Annotated in this window: 16 protein-coding genes; 11 read left to right on the top strand and 5 right to left on the bottom strand. The window is 71.0% G+C overall.

Annotated elements, in window-relative coordinates; translation table 11 throughout:
• Nucleotides 1-17 precede the first annotated feature (17 nt).
• Nucleotides 18-434, bottom strand: a complete 417-nt coding sequence (locus OG963_RS09645) for an SsgA family sporulation/cell division regulator (protein WP_030930076.1) — start codon at nucleotides 432-434, stop codon at nucleotides 18-20.
• Nucleotides 435-616: 182 nt separating this feature from the next.
• Here OG963_RS09645 and OG963_RS09640 point away from each other — a divergent pair, with 182 nt between their 5' ends.
• Nucleotides 617-1,714, top strand: a complete 1,098-nt coding sequence (locus OG963_RS09640) for an oxidoreductase (protein WP_093779468.1) — start codon at nucleotides 617-619, stop codon at nucleotides 1,712-1,714.
• 9 nt (nucleotides 1,715-1,723) lie between these two features.
• Here OG963_RS09640 and OG963_RS09635 read toward each other — a convergent pair whose 3' ends face one another.
• A complete protein-coding gene (locus OG963_RS09635) occupies nucleotides 1,724-2,020 on the bottom strand; it encodes a YciI family protein (protein WP_093779469.1) in 297 nt (98 codons plus the stop codon).
• A 65-nt stretch (nucleotides 2,021-2,085) separates the two neighbouring features.
• Between OG963_RS09635 and OG963_RS09630 the strand changes: the two genes are divergently transcribed.
• Both OG963_RS09630 and mmpA read left to right on the top strand, forming a co-directional pair.
• A complete protein-coding gene (locus tag OG963_RS09630; RefSeq protein ID WP_093779471.1) occupies nucleotides 2,086-2,763 on the top strand; it encodes an endonuclease V in 678 nt (225 codons plus the stop codon).
• A 73-nt stretch (nucleotides 2,764-2,836) separates the two neighbouring features.
• Nucleotides 2,837-2,980 (top strand): morphogenic membrane protein MmpA, encoded by a 144-nt coding sequence (gene mmpA, locus OG963_RS09625; protein WP_176902402.1) that lies wholly within the window; start codon nucleotides 2,837-2,839, stop codon nucleotides 2,978-2,980.
• A gap of 55 nt (nucleotides 2,981-3,035) precedes the next feature.
• Here the strand turns inward: mmpA and OG963_RS09620 are convergent, their stop codons facing one another.
• Nucleotides 3,036-4,226, bottom strand: coding sequence for a trans-acting enoyl reductase family protein (locus OG963_RS09620; protein ID WP_093931420.1), 1,191 nt, complete (start codon nucleotides 4,224-4,226; stop codon nucleotides 3,036-3,038).
• Between the two features lie 204 nt (nucleotides 4,227-4,430).
• Between OG963_RS09620 and OG963_RS09615 the strand changes: the two genes are divergently transcribed.
• The 6 genes from OG963_RS09615 (at nucleotide 4,431) to thrS (ending at nucleotide 12,710) form a co-directional block, all read left to right on the top strand.
• The gene (locus OG963_RS09615; protein ID WP_093779477.1) at nucleotides 4,431-5,573 is read left to right on the top strand and encodes a CaiB/BaiF CoA-transferase family protein; all 1,143 of its coding nucleotides are present in this window, start codon (nucleotides 4,431-4,433) and stop codon (nucleotides 5,571-5,573) included.
• Nucleotides 5,573-6,598, top strand: coding sequence for an LLM class F420-dependent oxidoreductase (locus tag OG963_RS09610; RefSeq protein WP_093779479.1), 1,026 nt, complete (start codon nucleotides 5,573-5,575; stop codon nucleotides 6,596-6,598). Before OG963_RS09615 ends, OG963_RS09610 begins: the two co-directional genes overlap by 1 nt.
• A gap of 10 nt (nucleotides 6,599-6,608) precedes the next feature.
• Nucleotides 6,609-7,751 (top strand): acyl-CoA dehydrogenase family protein, encoded by a 1,143-nt coding sequence (locus OG963_RS09605; RefSeq protein ID WP_030930096.1) that lies wholly within the window; start codon nucleotides 6,609-6,611, stop codon nucleotides 7,749-7,751.
• Nucleotides 7,752-7,786: 35 nt separating this feature from the next.
• Nucleotides 7,787-9,001 carry an acetyl-CoA C-acetyltransferase gene (locus tag OG963_RS09600; RefSeq protein WP_030930098.1) on the top strand — a complete coding sequence of 405 codons (1,215 nt, stop codon included), beginning with the start codon at nucleotides 7,787-7,789 and terminating at the stop codon, nucleotides 8,999-9,001.
• Between the two features lie 38 nt (nucleotides 9,002-9,039).
• On the top strand, nucleotides 9,040-11,211 hold the full coding sequence (locus tag OG963_RS09595; protein ID WP_093779481.1) for a 3-hydroxyacyl-CoA dehydrogenase NAD-binding domain-containing protein: 2,172 nt from the start codon (nucleotides 9,040-9,042) through the stop codon (nucleotides 11,209-11,211).
• Nucleotides 11,212-11,342: 131 nt separating this feature from the next.
• Nucleotides 11,343-12,710, top strand: a complete 1,368-nt coding sequence (gene thrS / locus OG963_RS09590; RefSeq protein WP_256224088.1) for a threonine--tRNA ligase — start codon at nucleotides 11,343-11,345, stop codon at nucleotides 12,708-12,710.
• A gap of 45 nt (nucleotides 12,711-12,755) precedes the next feature.
• Here thrS and OG963_RS09585 read toward each other — a convergent pair whose 3' ends face one another.
• Nucleotides 12,756-13,487 carry a MerR family transcriptional regulator gene (locus OG963_RS09585; protein WP_093779485.1) on the bottom strand — a complete coding sequence of 244 codons (732 nt, stop codon included), beginning with the start codon at nucleotides 13,485-13,487 and terminating at the stop codon, nucleotides 12,756-12,758.
• Nucleotides 13,488-13,801: 314 nt separating this feature from the next.
• Between OG963_RS09585 and OG963_RS09580 the strand changes: the two genes are divergently transcribed.
• Both OG963_RS09580 and OG963_RS09575 read left to right on the top strand, forming a co-directional pair.
• Nucleotides 13,802-14,341, top strand: coding sequence for a hypothetical protein (locus OG963_RS09580; RefSeq protein WP_093779488.1), 540 nt, complete (start codon nucleotides 13,802-13,804; stop codon nucleotides 14,339-14,341).
• Nucleotides 14,342-14,494: 153 nt separating this feature from the next.
• A complete protein-coding gene (locus OG963_RS09575) occupies nucleotides 14,495-15,379 on the top strand; it encodes an oxygenase MpaB family protein (RefSeq protein ID WP_093779491.1) in 885 nt (294 codons plus the stop codon).
• 136 nt (nucleotides 15,380-15,515) lie between these two features.
• Here OG963_RS09575 and OG963_RS09570 read toward each other — a convergent pair whose 3' ends face one another.
• On the bottom strand, nucleotides 15,516-16,556 hold the full coding sequence (locus OG963_RS09570) for a LacI family DNA-binding transcriptional regulator (RefSeq protein ID WP_093779548.1): 1,041 nt from the start codon (nucleotides 16,554-16,556) through the stop codon (nucleotides 15,516-15,518).
• Between the last annotated feature and the right edge of the window lie 108 nt (nucleotides 16,557-16,664).

The raw sequence follows: 16,664 nt of genomic DNA, 5'->3' as shown, positions 1-16,664 counted from the left end.
CGGCGGGGGAGTCCGGGTCAGCAGGTTCCGCCGAGCAGGTCGGCCAGACTGCGGTCGAGATCCAGGTACCGGTGCTCATCGCCCGGCGCGACCAGCGCCTGCGCCCGCTGGAGGAAGCGGCGCAGCTCCCCCGTGCGGACATGCACCATCGCGATGCCCTCGGCGGCATGGAATTCCAGAACCGTGCGGTCGTAACCGAACGGCCTGATCCGTACGTCCCCGACACCGGCCGGCGCGTCCATGCCTGCCGACAGCAGTTCGCGGGAGAACTCCCAGGCCACCTCGGTGCCTTCCAGCGTCGCCGGGGCTGGGAACGCCATGCGTACGGCGAACGGGTCTCTGCGGTCGTACTGCAGCGTGGCGGGAAGGGTCTCCATACGCGGCGCGGACGCGACCATGCGGGCCTGCACGGACTGCTCGATAACGATGGACACGACCTGCTCCCCCTCGGGCCGGATGAACGGTAACCGGCACCGACAGAGACGACAGAAGTCGCCGAATCGTGCACTGGCGACAGCGTGAGCTACGTCACCGTGCGATGCCGCAGCGATCGAATATCCCCTTCGAGGGGGCGCACCCTGGACGGCGCACTGACGGTCGGTTAGCTTCCTGCGCCATGAGGCTCAAGGGGAAGACGAGACGACTGATGTCATGGGGAGTGTGCGGGGCGGCGCTGACCGCCGCACTGGCCACTCCGGCCGCGCAGGCGACACCGGGGGAGGGGCACGGGCCCGGCCACCGGCCTGCCTGGACGCTCACGGAGACGGGAACCGACGCCCGCTTCCGCGGCCTCGCCGCCGTCAGCAGCCGCACCGCCTGGGCCGCGGGCTCGAAGGGCACGGTCCTGCGTACCACCGACGGAGGCCGTCACTGGCGCGACGTGGCGCCGCCCGGCGCGGCGGAGGCGGCGCTGGAGTTCCGCGACATCGAAGCCTTCGACGCACGGCGCGCGGTGGTGCTGGCCATCGGGGAGGGCGACGCCTCCAGGGTGTTCCGGACGGACGACGGCGGGGCCACCTGGACCGAGTCCTTCCGCAACACCGACGCCCGTGCGTTCTACGACTGCCTCACCTTCTTCGACAGCCGGCACGGCCTCGCCATGAGCGATCCGGTGGACGGAAAGTTCCGCATCCTGTCCACCGCGGACGGCGGCCGCAACTGGAAGCTGCTGCCCACGGCGGGAATGCCGGACGCCCAGGCGGGCGAGGCGGGGTTCGCCGCCGGCGGCCAGTGCCTGGTCAGCTCGGGGCCGAAGGACGCCTGGCTGGCGACGGGCGGCGCGGCCACCGCCCGGGTGCTGCACTCCGCCGACCGCGGGCGGACCTGGACGGCGACCGAATCGACGATCCCGGCGGGAGACCCGGCCCGAGGCGTCTTCGGCCTGGCGTTCCGTGACCGTACGCACGGCATCGCGGTCGGTGGTGACTACCGGGCCGACCAGGCCTCACCGAACGCCGCTGCCGTCACGGGCGACGGAGGCCGCAGCTGGCGGCAGTCCACCACCCCGCCGCCCGCCTACCGCTCCGGAGTCGCCTGGATTCCGCACACCCGCTCGACGGCACTGGCGGTCGGCCCGACCGGGACGGACCTGACGACGGACGGTGGGCGCACCTGGCGCACGGTCGACACCGGTTCGTACGACACCGTGGACTGCACACCGGGCGGCGGCTGTTGGGCGGCCGGAGAGAAGGGGCGGATAGCCCGGCGGGGTTAGGGCCCGGAGTCAGGGCAACTGCTGCCGGTACGGCGCGAGTTCGTCCGACGTCTTCGTCGCGATGAACTCCGTGATCCGGTACGCGCACACACCCTCGGCCGCGAAGGGGTCGGCCGCCGCGATCTTCTCGATCTGCGTGCGGTCGTCCCCCACGGCGAGGATCACACCGCCGTCGCGCGGGTTCTTGCGGCCGGACGCGATGAAGACCCCGGCTGCGTACTGCGTGTCCAGCCAGGCGACATGCGCCTCCATCAGCCTGTCGACACGCTCGACGGGGGCGGTGTAGGTCAACTCGAGTACGAACATGAATGTCACCTTATCGACACCGCTTCGGAGCCCGCCCGGACGGGACTTCTAAGCTGGTCGGCACCATGACGACCTTCCGCACCCCCGCCGACGCAGCCGAAGCCCGCGCCATTCAGGACACCCTCCGCGCCCGCGTGGTGCTCGACGAGCCGGGGCCGCCGCCCGGGACGGGACGGGCGACCGGTGTCGATGTCGCCTACGACGAGGAACGCGATGTCGTGGTCGCGGCGGCGGTCGTGCTCGACGCTGCGACCCTGGACGTCGTCGCGGAGACCACCGCCGTCGGACGGGTCACCTTCCCCTACATCCCGGGACTCCTCGCCTTCCGGGAGATCCCGACCGTGCTGGCCGCGCTGGAGGCCCTGCCGGTCGACCCCGGTCTCGTCGTCTGCGACGGATACGGCAGGGCGCACCCGCGCCGCTTCGGGCTCGCCAGTCACCTGGGCGTCCTCACCGGACTCCCTGTCATCGGCGTCGCCAAGAACCCGTTCACCTTCACGTACGAACAGCCGGGCCTCCGGCGCGGCGACTCCTCGCCGCTCCTCGACGGGGACGAGGAGGTGGGCCGGGCGCTGCGCACCCAGGACGGCACCAAACCGGTGTACGTCTCGGTCGGACACCGGACCGGCCTGGACAACGCCTGCGCGCACACGCTCCTGCTGGCCAGGGACTTCCGTCAGCCGGAGACCACCCGCAGGGCCGACGCGCTGTGCAGGCAGGCGCTCCGGGAAGCGACGGCCTGAGTGCGCGCGACCGCCCGCACCTGAGTATGTGTACGGATACCGTCTGCCGATCATGACCGGCACCCTGGTACGCATGAACGATCATCGAACGTCCGCACGTACCGGCACCATCTATGTCGCCCAACGGCGCCTCGCCGTGGGAATGACCCTCGGCGTCCTCGCGGGCGTCGTATGGACCGTCGCGATGATCTGCACGCTCGTGTCCTGGATGTTCTGACCGGCGGCTCCGTCCTGCCGACTCCTCCCGCGACGGGCCGAGCGGCCGGGTCCGCTCAGCGGACCGCCGCGACCCGGAAGCGCAGCCCGGCCCCACGAAGCCGCTCGAGCAGCGCATCGCCCATCGCGACGGCCGTGGTGACCTGCCCCGATGTCGGCGGAAGCTCGTCCAGGGCGAGGCAGAGCGCCGCCTGTGCGAGCATCTTCGCCGTCTCGTCGTAGCCGGGGTCGCCGCCGGACACCTCCGTGAAGACCCGGCGGCCGCCGCCCTCGCCGACGAAACGCACCGTGAACCAGCTCCGCCTGCGGCGCTCCCCGTCCGGGCCCGCCCCCGGCTCGTACCGGCCCATCAGCCAGTTCCGTGCGGCCGGCAGTTGAGCCGCGCCGAGGAGGGCGCCGATCGCGGCCGTGCCGCCGAGCGCCACCGGCAGATGCTTCACCGAAGCGAAGTGGCGGTAGCGGAAGTCCGGCCCGTACCGCGCCAGCCGCCGCGCCGAGCGCTCGACGACCTGTGGGTCCAGTGTCGGCAGGGGCAGCGCCCAGGTGCCGGTCTCCGCACTGAAGTGAGGAGTGCCGAGCGATGCGCGGGCGCGGCGGCCGACCAGGCGTGGTTCGTGCAGCCGGCGCTCCTGGGCGGCGCGCAGCATCTGCGGGCCGCGGCCCATCGCGGTGAGTGCGGATGCGAACGTACCGCCGGAGAAAACGGCGTTGCTGCGGACGAAACCGTCGATCGTCAGCGGCACGTCCTGCGGCAGTTGCTTAACGGTGAAGTACGCCCCGAGGTCGTGCGGTACGGAGTCGAAGCCGCAGGCGTGCACGAGCCGGGCCCCGGTCTCGCGGGCCCGCGCGTCATGCTCCAGATACATCCGGTCGACGAATTCGGCTTCGCCGGTCAGGTCCGTGTAATCCGTCCCGGCCTCCGCGCAGGCGGCGACCAGCTTCTCGCCGTACCAGACGTACGGGCCCACGGTCGAGGCCACCACATGCGCCGATTCGGCGAGTTCGCGCAGCGCGTCGGGGTCGTCGGCGTCGGCGGTCAGCAGCGGAAGGTCCTCGCAGCGCGGATCGATCGCGGTCAGGCGGTCGCGCAGCTCGGTCAGCTTGGCCGGGCTACGGCCGGCCAGCGCCCAGCGGCAGCTCTCGGGTGCGTGGGCGGCGAGATATTCGGCGGTGAGGGCACCCACGAAGCCGGTGGCACCGAAAAGGACTATGTCATAGGGGCGTTGTGCCCCGTTCTGCCTGTTCACGAGTGCCTCCGCAGGGGCCGGCGCCGATGTAGCAGGCAGAGGTTAGCGGAGGGGGCCGTGGCGGTGTACAGCCGGGCGGCGATCGTGAGGGAGGATCCAGGGGAAAGAACTAAGCGCTTGCTCGGCTCAAAGGGTTGTGCGGAGCGCAGCACGTTCTTAGCATCATCGCTGTTACATCAGTTGTGTCACACCGCTGGGGGCTTGATGGCAACGACAGAGCACGGCCCACTGGCGGGCGTCCGCGTGGTGGAGCTGGCGGGCATCGGTCCCGGCCCGTTCGCCGCGATGCTCCTGGCCGACCTCGGCGCCGATGTCGTCAGGGTCGACCGGCCCGCCGGCCCGGGGCTCGGCATCGATCCCGCGTACGACCTCACCAATCGCAACAAGCGCTCCGTGCTCGTCGACCTCAAGGCCGAGGACGGCCCGGACCGCGTCCTCGACCTGGTCGAACGCGCCGACATCCTGATCGAGGGTTACCGGCCGGGCGTCGCCGAACGCCTCGGCGTCGGCCCCGACGCCTGTCTCGCCCGCAATCCCGGGCTCGTCTACGGACGGATGACCGGCTGGGGCCAGGACGGGCCGCTCGCCGAGCGGGCCGGACACGACATCGCGTACATCGCCCTCACCGGCACGCTCTCCATGATCGGCAAGCCCGGCGAGCCGCCCATCGTCCCCGCCAATCTGGTCGGCGACTACGCGGGCGGCTCGCTCTATCTCGTCGTCGGCGTCCTTGCCGCCCTCCAGCACGCCCGCACCCCCGGCGGCACCGGCCAGGTCGTGGACGCGGCGATCGTCGACGGCGCCGCCCATCTCGCGACGATGATCCACGGGATGCTGGCGGCCGGCGGCTGGCAGGACCGGCGCGGCTCCAACCTCCTGGACGGCGGCTGTCCTTTCTACGGCTCCTACGAGACCGCCGACGGTCAGTACATGGCGGTCGGCCCGTTGGAGCAGCAGTTCTACGACGAGTTCGTCAAGCTCCTCGGCATCGAGGACCGGGTCCCGGACCGCAAGGACGTCACCCGCTGGGAGGAGCTCCGCACGGTCGTCGCCGGCCGGTTCAGGAGCCGGACGCGCGCGGAGTGGACCGAGGTCTTCGAAACCACGGACGCCTGTGTGGCCCCCGTCCTCTCGCTCCGCGAGGCCCCGCATCACCCGCACCTCGCCGCCCGCTCCACCTTCGTCGAACACGGCGGCCTCACCCAGCCCGCCCCCGCACCCCGCTTCTCCGCCACACCCGTCTCCGTACGCAGCGGACCCGCGCGGCCCGGCGCGGACACCGAGGACGTCGCCCGCGACTGGGACGTACCGAGCATGCACCGGCCCCGGAAGGACACCACCGACTGATGGAACTCTCCCTGCCGCTGAACTACGCGGGCGACCCGCGCGAGGCCTGCGACCAGGTCGCCGCGCTGGAGTCCGCCGGACTCGACGCCGTCTGGGTCGCGGAGGCCTACGGCTTCGACTCGCCCACCCTCATGGGCTATCTGGCCGCCCGCACCGAACGCATGAAGATCGGTGCGGCGATCCTCAACGTCTACTCCCGCACCCCCGCCCTGATCGCCCAGACCGGCGCCGGACTCGACGCGATCTCCGGCGGCCGGGCGCTGCTCGGGCTCGGCGCGTCCGGACCGCAGGTCGTCGAGGGCTGGCACGGAAAGGCGTACGACAAGCCACTCGGCCGGACCCGCGAGACCGTCGAACTGTGCCGCCGGATCTGGCGCCGCGAGGTCATCGACCACCACGGCATCACCGACATGCCACTGCCCAAGGAGAAGGGCGGCCGGCTCGGCAAGCCGCTGAAGATCCTCACCCGTCCGGTGCGCGAGGAGATTCCGCTCTACATCGCCTCGCTCGGTCCCGCCAACGTCCGGCTGACCGCCGAGATCGCCGACGGCTGGCTGCCCACCCTCTACCTCCCCGAGAAGGCGCAGCAGGTGTGGGGCACCGCCCTCGCCGAAGGCGCCGCCGAGCGTGACCCGGCGCGCGGCCCGCTGCAGACCGTCGCCGGCGGACTCCTTGCCATCGGCGACGACGCGGCCGCGCTCAGGGACCTCGCCCGCCCGCAGATCGCACTGTACGTCGGTGGAATGGGTGCCAAGGGCAAGAACTTCTACAACGACCTCGCCGTCGCCTACGGGTACGAGAAGGAAGCCGCGCTCATCCAGGAGCTCTACCTCTCCGGGAAGAAGAGGGAGGCCGAGGCCGCCGTCCCGGACGAATTCTGCGAGCTCATGTCGTTGTGCGGACCCGAAGGGTACGTACGCGACCGCGTCGAGGCGTTCCGCGAGTCCGGCGTCACCATGCTCAACGTCATCCCGGTCGGCCCCGATCCGGCCCGGCTGATCTCCACCGTCAAGAACTGGCTCTAGGGGGCCCGCAGTGCAGCGGCAGATCTTCACCGAGGAGCACGACGCGTTCCGTGAGACCGTCCGGACCTTCCTGACCAAGGAAGTCCTCCCGCACTACGAGCAGTGGGAGAAGGACGGCATCGTCTCGCGCGAGGCCTGGCTCGCGGCCGGCCGGCAGGGACTGCTCGGCTTCGCCGTGCCCGAGGAGTACGGAGGCGGCGGCACCACCGACTTCCGGTACAGCGCCGTCCTCGCCGAGGAGTTCACCCGGGCCGGCGCCCCCGGACTCGCGCTCGGCCTGCACAACGACATCATCGGCCCCTACCTGACCGGGCTCGCCACCGACGAACAGAAGCGGCGCTGGCTGCCGGGCTTCTGCAGCGGCGAGATCATCACCGCCATCGCGATGACCGAACCCGGCGCGGGCTCCGACCTCCAGGGCATCCGCACCACCGCCGAGGACAGGGGCGACCACTGGCTGCTCAACGGCTCCAAGACGTTCATCTCCAACGGCATCCTCGCCGACCTGGTGGTCGTCGTGGCGAAGACCACCCCGGAGGGCGGCGCGAAGGGGCTCTCGCTGATCGTCGTCGAACGCGGCACGGAGGGCTTCGAGCGGGGCCGCAACCTCGACAAGATCGGTCAGAAGTCCCAGGACACGGCCGAGCTGTTCTTCAACGACGTCCGCGTCCCCAAGGAGAACCTGCTCGGTGAGCGCGACGGCGCGTTCATCCACCTGATGACCAACCTGGCCCAGGAGCGGATGGGCATAGCGGTCGCCGGGATCGCCGCCGCCGAGTACCTCCTGGAGATCACCACCGAGTACGTCAAGGAGCGCGAGGCCTTCGGGCGGCCGCTCTCCAAGCTCCAGCACATCCGTTTCGAGATCGCCGAGATGGCCACCGAGTGCGCCGTCACCCGGACCTTCGTCGACCGGTGCATCGTCGACCACTCGGACGGGAAGCTGGACGCCGTGCACGCCTCGATGGCCAAGTGGTGGGCCACCGAACTGCAGAAGCGCGTCGCCGACCGCTGCCTCCAGCTCCACGGCGGCTACGGCTACATGGCGGAATACCGGGTCGCCAAGGCGTTCACCGACGGCCGCATCCAGACCATCTACGGCGGAACGACCGAGATCATGAAGGAGATCATCGGCCGCTCGCTGCTCGCCTGACCCCGACGAACGATCACCCCCGAAAGGCTGCTGTCTTGAGTACCGAAGCATTTGTCTACGACGCGATCCGCACCCCGCGCGGCCGCGGCAAGGCCAATGGCGCCCTGCACGGCACCAAGCCGATCGACCTCGTCGTCGGCCTCATCCACGAAATCCGCAACCGCTTCCCCGGGCTGGACCCGGCCGCCATCGACGACATCGTCCTCGGCGTGGTCAGCCCGCTCGGTGACCAGGGCTCCGACATCGCCCGGATCGCCGCCATCGCCGCCGGACTCCCGGACTCGGTGGCGGGCGTCCAGGAGAACCGGTTCTGTGCCTCCGGTCTGGAAGCCGTCAACCTGGCCGCAGCAAAGGTCCGTTCCGGCTGGGAGGACCTGATCCTCGCGGGCGGTGTCGAGTCGATGTCCCGGGTGCCGATGGGCTCCGACGGCGGCGCCTGGGCGATGGACCCGATGACCAACTACGAGACCGGATTCGCCCCGCAGGGCGTCGGCGCCGACCTCATCGCCACCATCGAGGGCTTCTCGCGCCGCGACGTCGACGAGTTCGCCGCCCTCTCCCAGGAGCGGGCCGCCGAGGCGTGGAAGGACGGCCGCTTCGCGCGCTCCGTCGTCCCGGTCAAGGACCGCAACGGCCTCGTCGTCCTCGACCACGACGAGCACATGCGCCCCGGCACCACCGCCGACTCGCTGGCTGCCCTGAAGCCGTCCTTCGCCACCATCGGCGAGCTGGGCGGCTTCGACGCCGTGGCGCTGCAGAAGTACCACTGGGTGGAGAAGATCGACCACGTCCACCACGCGGGCAACTCCTCCGGCATCGTGGACGGCGCCGCACTCGTCGCCATCGGCAACAAGGAGACCGGCGACCGGTACGGCCTCACGCCGCGCGCCCGGATCGTCTCCGCCGCGGTCTCCGGCTCCGAGCCGACCATCATGCTGACCGGCCCCGCCCCCGCCACCCGCAAGGCCCTCGCCAAGGCCGGACTCACCATCGACGACATCGACCTTGTCGAGATCAACGAGGCGTTCGCCGGTGTCGTCCTGCGCTTCGCCCGGGACATGGGGCTCTCCCTCGACAAGATCAACGTCAACGGTGGCGCCATCGCGCTCGGACACCCGCTCGGCGCCACCGGCGCGATGATCCTCGGCACGCTCATCGACGAACTGGAGCGCCAGGACAAGCGGTACGGCCTCGCCACCCTCTGCGTCGGCGGCGGCATGGGCGTCGCCACCGTCATCGAGCGTCTCTGACCGTCCCCGGCCACCCCTTGCCTACGGAGAACACAGCAATGACCGAAAGCACGACCATCCGCTGGGAACAGGACGAGACCGGCGTCGTCACCCTCGTACTCGACGACCCCAACCAGTCCGCCAACACGATGAACCAGGCGTTCAAGGACTCCATCGCGGCCGTCGCCGACCGCGCCGAGGCCGAGAAGGACGCCATCCGCGGCATCATCTTCACCTCCGCCAAGAAGACCTTCTTCGCGGGCGGCGACCTCAAGGACATGATCAAGGTCGGTCCGGAGAACGCCCAGGACGCCTTCGACGTCGGCACCGACATCAAGCGCTCGCTGCGTCGCATCGAGACCCTCGGCGTCCCCGTCGTCGCCGCGATCAACGGAGCGGCACTCGGCGGCGGTTACGAGATCGCGCTCGCCTCCCACCACCGCATCGCGCTGGACGCGCCCGGCTCCCGCATCGGCCTGCCCGAGGTCACCCTCGGCCTGCTGCCTGCGGGCGGCGGTGTCACCCGGACCGTACGCCTCATGGGCGTCGCCGACGCGCTGCTGAAGGTCCTCCTCCAGGGCACCCAGTACACCCCGGAGCGCGCCCTGGAGAACGGCCTCGTCCACGAGGTCGCCGCCACGCCCGAGGAGATGCTCGACAAGGCGCGCGCGTTCATCGACGCGCACCCCGAGTCCCAGCAGCCCTGGGACGTCAAGGGCTACAAGATCCCCGGCGGCACGCCGTCCCACCCGAAGTTCGCCGCCAACCTTCCCGCCTTCCCGGCCAACCTGAAGAAGCAGCTCGCGGGCGCCCCCATGCCTGCGCCGCGTAACATCCTGGCCGCCGCCGTCGAGGGCTCCCAGGTGGACTTCGAGACCGCGCTGACCATCGAGGCCCGGTACTTCACCGAGCTCGTCACCGGCCAGATCTCGAAGAACATGATCCAGGCGTTCTTCTTCGACCTCCAGGCCGTCAACTCCGGCGCCAACCGCCCCAAGGGCATCGAGGAGCGCCAGGTCAGGAAGGTCGCCGTCCTCGGCGCCGGGATGATGGGCGCCGGCATCGCGTACTCCTGCGCCCGCGCCGGTATCGAGGTCGTCCTCAAGGACGTCTCCACCGAGGCGGCCGCCAAGGGCAAGGCCTACAGCGAGAAGCTGCTCGCAAAGGCGCTCTCCCGGGGCCGTACGACCGAGGCGAAGCGCGACGAGCTGCTGGCCCGCATCACCCCGACCGGCGACCCGGCCGATCTGGCGGGCTGCGACGCCGTCATCGAGGCGGTCTTCGAGGACACCGCGCTCAAGCACAAGGTGTTCCAGGAGATCCAGGACATCATCGAGCCCGACGCACTGCTCTGCTCCAACACCTCGACCCTGCCGATCACGGTCCTCGCCAAGGGGGTCACACGCCCCGCCGACTTCATCGGTCTGCACTTCTTCTCGCCCGTCGACAAGATGCCGCTGGTCGAGATCATCAAGGGCGAGCAGACCGGCGACGAGGCCCTGGCGCGCGCCTTCGACCTGGTCCGCCGGATCCAGAAGACGCCGATCGTCGTCAACGACTCGCGCGGCTTCTTCACCTCGCGTGTCATCGGCCAGTTCATCAACGAGGGCGTCGCCATGGTCGGCGAGGGCGTCGAGCCCGCGTCGGTCGAGCAGGCCGCGGCGCAGTCCGGCTACCCGGCGAAGGTTCTCTCGCTGATGGACGAGCTGACGCTGACCCTGCCGCGCAAGATCCGCAACGAGACGAAGCGCGCGGTCGAGGAGGCGGGCGGCACCTGGGCCGGGCACCCTGCGGACGCCGTCATCGACCGGATGGTCGACGAGTTCGGACGCACCGGCCGCAGCGGGGGCGCGGGCTTCTACGAGTACGGCGAGGACGGCCGGCGGGCCGGGCTGTGGCCGGGGCTGCGCGAGCACTTCGCCAAGCCGGACGCCGATGTCCCGTTCGATGACATGAAGGAGCGGATGCTCTTCTCCGAGGCACTGGACAGCGTGCGCTGCCTGGAGGAGAACGTCCTCATCTCGGTCGCCGACGCCAACATCGGATCCATCATGGGCATCGGCTTCCCGCCGTGGACCGGAGGCGTTCTCCAGTACATCAACGGGTACGAGGGCGGCCTGCCCGGCTTCGTGGCACGCGCCCGGGAACTCGCCGAGAAGTACGGCGACCGGTTCCTGCCGCCCGCGCTGCTGGTGGAGAAGGCCGAGAAGGGCGAGACCTTCCACGACTGATCGGCGTCCTGGCGGGCCAGGCCGGAGCTGCCGTATCCACGTCCTCCGGCCGGAAAATACCGGGTGGACAGCGGGACACCCTGCTAGCGTCGAAGCCATGAAGCGCGCTGCCATGACGACGACGCCGGAGAGTGTCCCGGCGCGCTGACAGATGTCTCAGTCCGAAGCCCCGGGGCGAGTGCCCCGGGGCTTCGGCACGGGGTCCCTCACCGCTCGAGCGAAGCCGAGAGCGTGCGGGAGGTCACTCGCCCGACGACCGCGAGGAGACCGCCATGCACGACCACCGCAAGCTCGGCCGCGAACTGGCCCTGTTCGACACCGACCCGCTGATCGGCGCGGGACTTCCGTACTGGCTGCCCGACGGGGCGACCGTGCGGCACACCCTGGAGGAGTACATCCGCACCGCCGAGCGGCGGGCCGGCTACCGGCACGTGTACTCGCCGGTGCTGGGAAAGCGCGAGCTGTACGAGATCTCCGGTCACTGGTCGCACTACAGCGACGACATGTTCCCGCCGATGGAGCTGGGATCGGAGCAGGTCGTCCTGCGGCCGAGTCTGTGCCCCCACCACGCGGTGATCTACCGCTCCCGTTCCCACAGCTACCGCGAGCTGCCGCTGCGCATGGCCGAGCTGGGCGGCATGTACCGCTCCGAACTGTCCGGCGTGCTCGGCGGGCTGACCCGTGTCCGGGCCATCCAGCTGAACGACGCGCACATCTTCTGCACCCTGGACCAGGTCGCCGACGAGGCGCGGGCCGCCCTGGAGATGATCCGCAGCGCGTACGAGGCACTGGGCATCCGCCCGGCCCGCTACCGGCTCTCCCTTCCCGGCCCCGGCGGCAAATACGTGGCCGCGCCCGAGAAGTGGCAGCGCTCCACCGCCCTGCTCACCGAGGTACTCGACCGCTCAGGCCTGCCCTACGACTCGGCGGAGGGCGAGGCGGCGTTCTACGGTCCGAAGATCGACGTCCAGGTCACCGACGGTGCGGGCAGGGAGTCCACCCTGTCCACCGTCCAGGTCGACTTCCATCAGCCCGAGCGGTTCGACCTGCACTACATCGGGGCGGACGGCGCGAAGCACCGGCCGGTCATGGTCCACCGCAGCATCATCGGCAGCGTGGAGCGGGCCGTCGCGCATCTCGTCGAACAGCACGGCGGCGCCTTCCCCGCCTGGCTCGCCCCGACCCAGCTGGCGATCCTCCCGATCTCCGAGGCGGAACTGCCGAACGCCGTTGCGCTGGCCGAGCGCTGCGCCGACCGCGGGCTGCGGGCGGAGATCGCCGGGCCGGAACGCGGCACCCTGGGCGCCCGGATCCGGGAGGACCGCCTGGTGCCGTATCAGGCCGTGATCGGAGCGAGGGAAGCCGTCGACGACCACGTCGCCGTACGGCTGCGTGACGGACGCCGCCTCGACCCGCAGCCCGCCGACGCCTTCCTCGACCGGATCGGCGCACTCATCGGCGCCCACACCACCGATCTGTGGGACGACGCCGTCTCGTGACGGACCACATGCCGGGAAGGGGCTGCGGCCGCCTGCGGCGGGGGCTCACTCCGCCGTGAACGCGGCCCGCAGCTCTTCCCTGAGCGACCGCTGGAACGCGGTCACCAGCGCCTGCAGCACCATCGGCTGCATATGGGCCGACAGCGACTTCATGGCCGCCACATGCTCCGGGTCCGACTCGCGCTCCCGGTACGGGTTCCACACCTCGTCCCGGAACAGTCGTGTCAGCTCGTGTGCAGCGGAACGGGTGTGCTCGAGCAGCACCGCGCGCGCCGCGAGGATCGTCTCGTCGGTGATGGGCACGTCGAGCAGCTCGACCCCCAGCCGCAGCATCCCCGGATCGACCCGGAAGCTGCCGTCCGCCGCCTCCGCGCGCTCCAGCGCGCCCATCGCGGCCAGCCGGTCCACGTCCTCCTCGGTCAGCGCCCGACCCGCACGCCGCTCCAGCTCCGCCCGGGTCATCTCCTCCGCCGAGTCCGGCGCCCAGGACGCCACCAGCGCCCGGTGGATCGCCAGATCGTGGGCGCTCAGATCGGGCGGCAGCTGCTCCAGATAGCGTTCGATCGCGGCGAGCGTCATGCCCTGGTGCCGGAGCTCCTCGATCAGCGCCAGACGGGACAGGTGGTCGTGCCCGTAGTGCCCGACCCGGCGCGGCCCGATCACCGGGGGCGGCAGCAGCCCTCGGGTGCTGTAGAAACGCACGGTGCGTACGGTCACGCCGGCGCGCGCCGCCAGCTCGTCGACAGTGAGCGTCGGCTCCTCGGTCCCGGTCGCCATGTCTGCTCCTCGCTGCTGACCGCTGGGCACTGCCGTCCCCGGTAACGCCGGTACCGACGGCACTGCCCGCATCCGTGTGCACCCGGTCCGGTTCAACAGTATTGCTGTCTCACCACTGTTGTGAAAGCCTCCGGCCCGACCGAGGCGCGGTCGAACCCGCTGTACGCGCCGTGGGGCGCTCACCGGCCCGGGAGCCGCCGGGTGATCCACAAAGAGTACGCAGCGCTCATCCAGGTGCTGGACACGACTACGAGCAGGGTGCGGGCGCCGAGCCCGCGTCACCGGTGATCCGACGCCCGCCGTAGGCTCCCGGCATGCGAACCGACAGCGCTCCGGGGGCCCGCGCCCTTCTGATCACCGGCACCGTCGGGGCCGGTAAGACGTCGGTGGCCGACGCTGCAGGAGACCTGCTCACCGGCTCCGGTGTGCCCAACGCCGTCATCGACATGGACTGGCTCCGCCGGAGCTGGCCCGCGCCCGCCGACGACCGCTTCAACTTCGCCCTGCTGCTGCGCAACCTGAGGTGCGTGGCCGGCAACTACCTCGATGCGGGCGTCACCCGGCTCGTTCTCGCGGGCGTCGTCGAGGACGCGGAGGACCGGCGGCAGTGCGAGAAGGCGGTGGGTGTCGGCCTGTCCGTGTGCCGGCTCCAGGTCGAGCTGCCGGTGGTCCGGCAGCGGCTGTCCCGGCGCCACGCGGACGAGCCCGGGGCGCTGCGGTGGCACTTGGACAGATCGGGGGAGCTCGACGGGATCCTCGACCGGGCCCGGGTGGAGGACTTCACGCTCGATGCCACCCACCACCGCGTCGACGAGGCCGCGGCCGCGGTGCTGGAGGCGGCCGGCTGGCGGTGACGGGCGGAACCGCCCTCCCGGGCAACAGTGGCCGCCGGCCGAACCGGTACCGCCACCCCCCGCTGCTCGTCGGCCCGCCCGCGATCGCATACTGGAAAACACATCTGCCGGGCAGCTTGGACCGCACGCCCGTCGACTGCTGGGAGCCCCCGCATGAGCAGCGAAGCACCCCGGGGCAGGGACCGGAAGCGGGAGCCCGAGCCGCCGCCGCCCGGCGGAGTGCTCTGGGGTCTCGCCGGCGACGTCCGCGCCCTGCTGATGCTGCCCGCGGCCCTCACCCTTCAGGTCGCCCACCCGGCGGTCGGCGCGGGCGTCGACGATCACTCGGTGTTCCGCACGGACCCGTGGGGGCGCGGCGAGCGGTCCCTGCGCTCGCTCCAGCTCTGGGTGTACGGGGGTGAGGAAGCCGCTGAGGAGGGGCGCAGGCTCCGCAAGCTGCACCGCACCATTCAGGGAACCGACACACGCGGGCGCCGCTACCACGCGCTGTCACCCGCGAACTATGCGTGGGTGCACGCCACGGGCTTCCCCATCTACCGGCACGGCACGCGGTATCTCGTCCGCCCGCTCACCGAGGCGCAGGAGCGGGCCCTCTACCGGGAATGGCTCCAGGTCGGCCGGATCCTCGGCATCAACGACCGGGACATGCCACAGTCGATCGAGGAGTTCTGGCCGTACTACCGCAAGGTGCTCGCCGACGAGATTGAAGCCACCGTCGTCGTCGAGGAGCTGGTCGCCACCGACCGTCCGGTACCGCCGCCGGACCGGGGTCCGTGGCCGGTCAGGCTGCTGGTCAAGGCCCTGTGGCCGGTCCTGTTCCCGCCGCTGGCCCGGTTCCGCAGGTTCATCACCATCGGGCTGATGCCGCCGGAGGCCCGCGAGGCGATCGGTCTGGAATGGACGGACGCGCAGGAGCGGAAGCTGCGGCGGTTCTGCCGTGTCGTCCGGGCCGTGGTGCCCGTGCTTCCCGAGCGGCTGCGCTATCTGCCGTACGCACGCCGGGCCCGAGCCGCGCACCGGATGCGGAGCACCCGCTGAGCTCACCCGGGCCGCGTGGTGTTCAGCTGCCCGATGCGCTTTCGGTGACCGCGGGCGCCTGCCCGCCGACCGTGGTCGCGCGGGCCCGTATGCGCGCGGGGGTGCCGGTGCCGATGGCGTCTCCCGGCCGGACGGATCAGGTCGAGGCCCGTCGGACCAGCTCGGTCGGTGTGATCACCGAATCGGTCTCCAGCCCCTCGCCGTTCAGCCTCTGCATCAGCAGCCGCACCATCAACCGTCCCATGCCCTCGACATCCTGACGGACGGTCGTCAAGGGAGGATCGGTCGCTTCGGCGACCTGCTCCATGTCGTCGAAGCCGACCAGCGCCACGTCCTCCGGCACCCGGCGGCCGTGCTCGCCCAGCACCCGAAGGGCACCGGACGCCATCAGGTCGTTGGACGCGAACACGGCGTCGAGGCCGGGGTGGCGCTCCAGCAGCTCGGCCATCGCCCGGGCGCCGCCCTCGACGGTGAAGTCACCCTCCACGACCAATGACGGATCGCTGTCGGGCAGCACATCGCGGTAGCCGTCGATCCGGTCGAGCGCCGACGTCTGGTCACGGGGCCCCGCGATGTGCCCGATCCGCTGCCTGCCGAGAGAGACCAGATGACGTACGGCTTCGCGGGCGCCGCCGCGGTTGTCGCAGTCGACGTAGGGGACGGCGTGTTCCGACGCGTCCCCCGGCGTGCCGGGGCGGCCACCGTAGACCGTGGGCACCCTGAACCGACGGATGACGGCAGGAAGTTCGTCGTCGGTGTGCAGCGAGAACGCCAGCACGCCGTCCACATGGCCACCGGCCAGATAGCGGGTGACCCGGTCGAAGTCCCCGCTGCCCTCCACCAGGAGGAGCACCAGCTGGGCGTCGTACACGTTCAGTTCCCGGCTGATGCCACGGATCTGCCGGGAGAAGAACGGGTCGGAGAAGATCCGGAACTCCGGCTCGTCGATGATCACGGCCACCGCGCCGTTGCGACGGGTGACCAGGGTCCGCGCGGCATGGTTCGGTATGTAGCCGAGCTCCTCGACCGCCTTGCGGACCTGGTCCACCAGCGGCTGCCGCACCCCCGCCCCGCCGTTCACGACCCGGGAGGCCGTCGCCCGCGAGACTCCGGCACGGGCCGCCACGGCCTCCAGCGTGGGGCGGGCATCACAGGAGGAAGGGGTCGGACCGGGCAAGGGACGCTCCTCGTACGCGCGGGAACCGGCCGGAGTCGGCCGAGGCTGGCGGAACAGCACGAACCCCACAAGCGTAAGCGCTGTCCCTGGATCCCTGGCGGGCGCCCG

Source organism: Streptomyces sp. NBC_01707, assembly GCF_041438805.1.
In the GTDB taxonomy this organism is placed as follows: domain Bacteria; phylum Actinomycetota; class Actinomycetes; order Streptomycetales; family Streptomycetaceae; genus Streptomyces.
The sequence above is the reverse complement of the archived record's forward strand: the minus strand, read 5'-3'. Positions and strand labels throughout refer to the sequence as shown.

Excerpts from the sequence above, each read along its gene's own strand:
- OG963_RS09575 (WP_093779491.1), top strand. The coding sequence starts at position 14,495 with ATGAGCAGCGAAGCACCCCGGGGCAGGGACCGGAAGCGGGAGCCCGAG.
- OG963_RS09630 (WP_093779471.1), top strand. The coding sequence starts at position 2,086 with ATGACGACCTTCCGCACCCCCGCCGACGCAGCCGAAGCCCGCGCCATT.
- OG963_RS09595 (WP_093779481.1), top strand. The coding sequence starts at position 9,040 with ATGACCGAAAGCACGACCATCCGCTGGGAACAGGACGAGACCGGCGTC.
- OG963_RS09640 (WP_093779468.1), top strand. The coding sequence starts at position 617 with ATGAGGCTCAAGGGGAAGACGAGACGACTGATGTCATGGGGAGTGTGC.
- OG963_RS09635 (WP_093779469.1), bottom strand. The coding sequence starts at position 2,020 with ATGTTCGTACTCGAGTTGACCTACACCGCCCCCGTCGAGCGTGTCGAC.
- OG963_RS09580 (WP_093779488.1), top strand. The coding sequence starts at position 13,802 with ATGCGAACCGACAGCGCTCCGGGGGCCCGCGCCCTTCTGATCACCGGC.
- OG963_RS09615 (WP_093779477.1), top strand. The coding sequence starts at position 4,431 with ATGGCAACGACAGAGCACGGCCCACTGGCGGGCGTCCGCGTGGTGGAG.
- mmpA (WP_176902402.1), top strand. The coding sequence starts at position 2,837 with ATGAACGATCATCGAACGTCCGCACGTACCGGCACCATCTATGTCGCC.
- OG963_RS09610 (WP_093779479.1), top strand. The coding sequence starts at position 5,573 with ATGGAACTCTCCCTGCCGCTGAACTACGCGGGCGACCCGCGCGAGGCC.
- OG963_RS09585 (WP_093779485.1), bottom strand. The coding sequence starts at position 13,487 with ATGGCGACCGGGACCGAGGAGCCGACGCTCACTGTCGACGAGCTGGCG.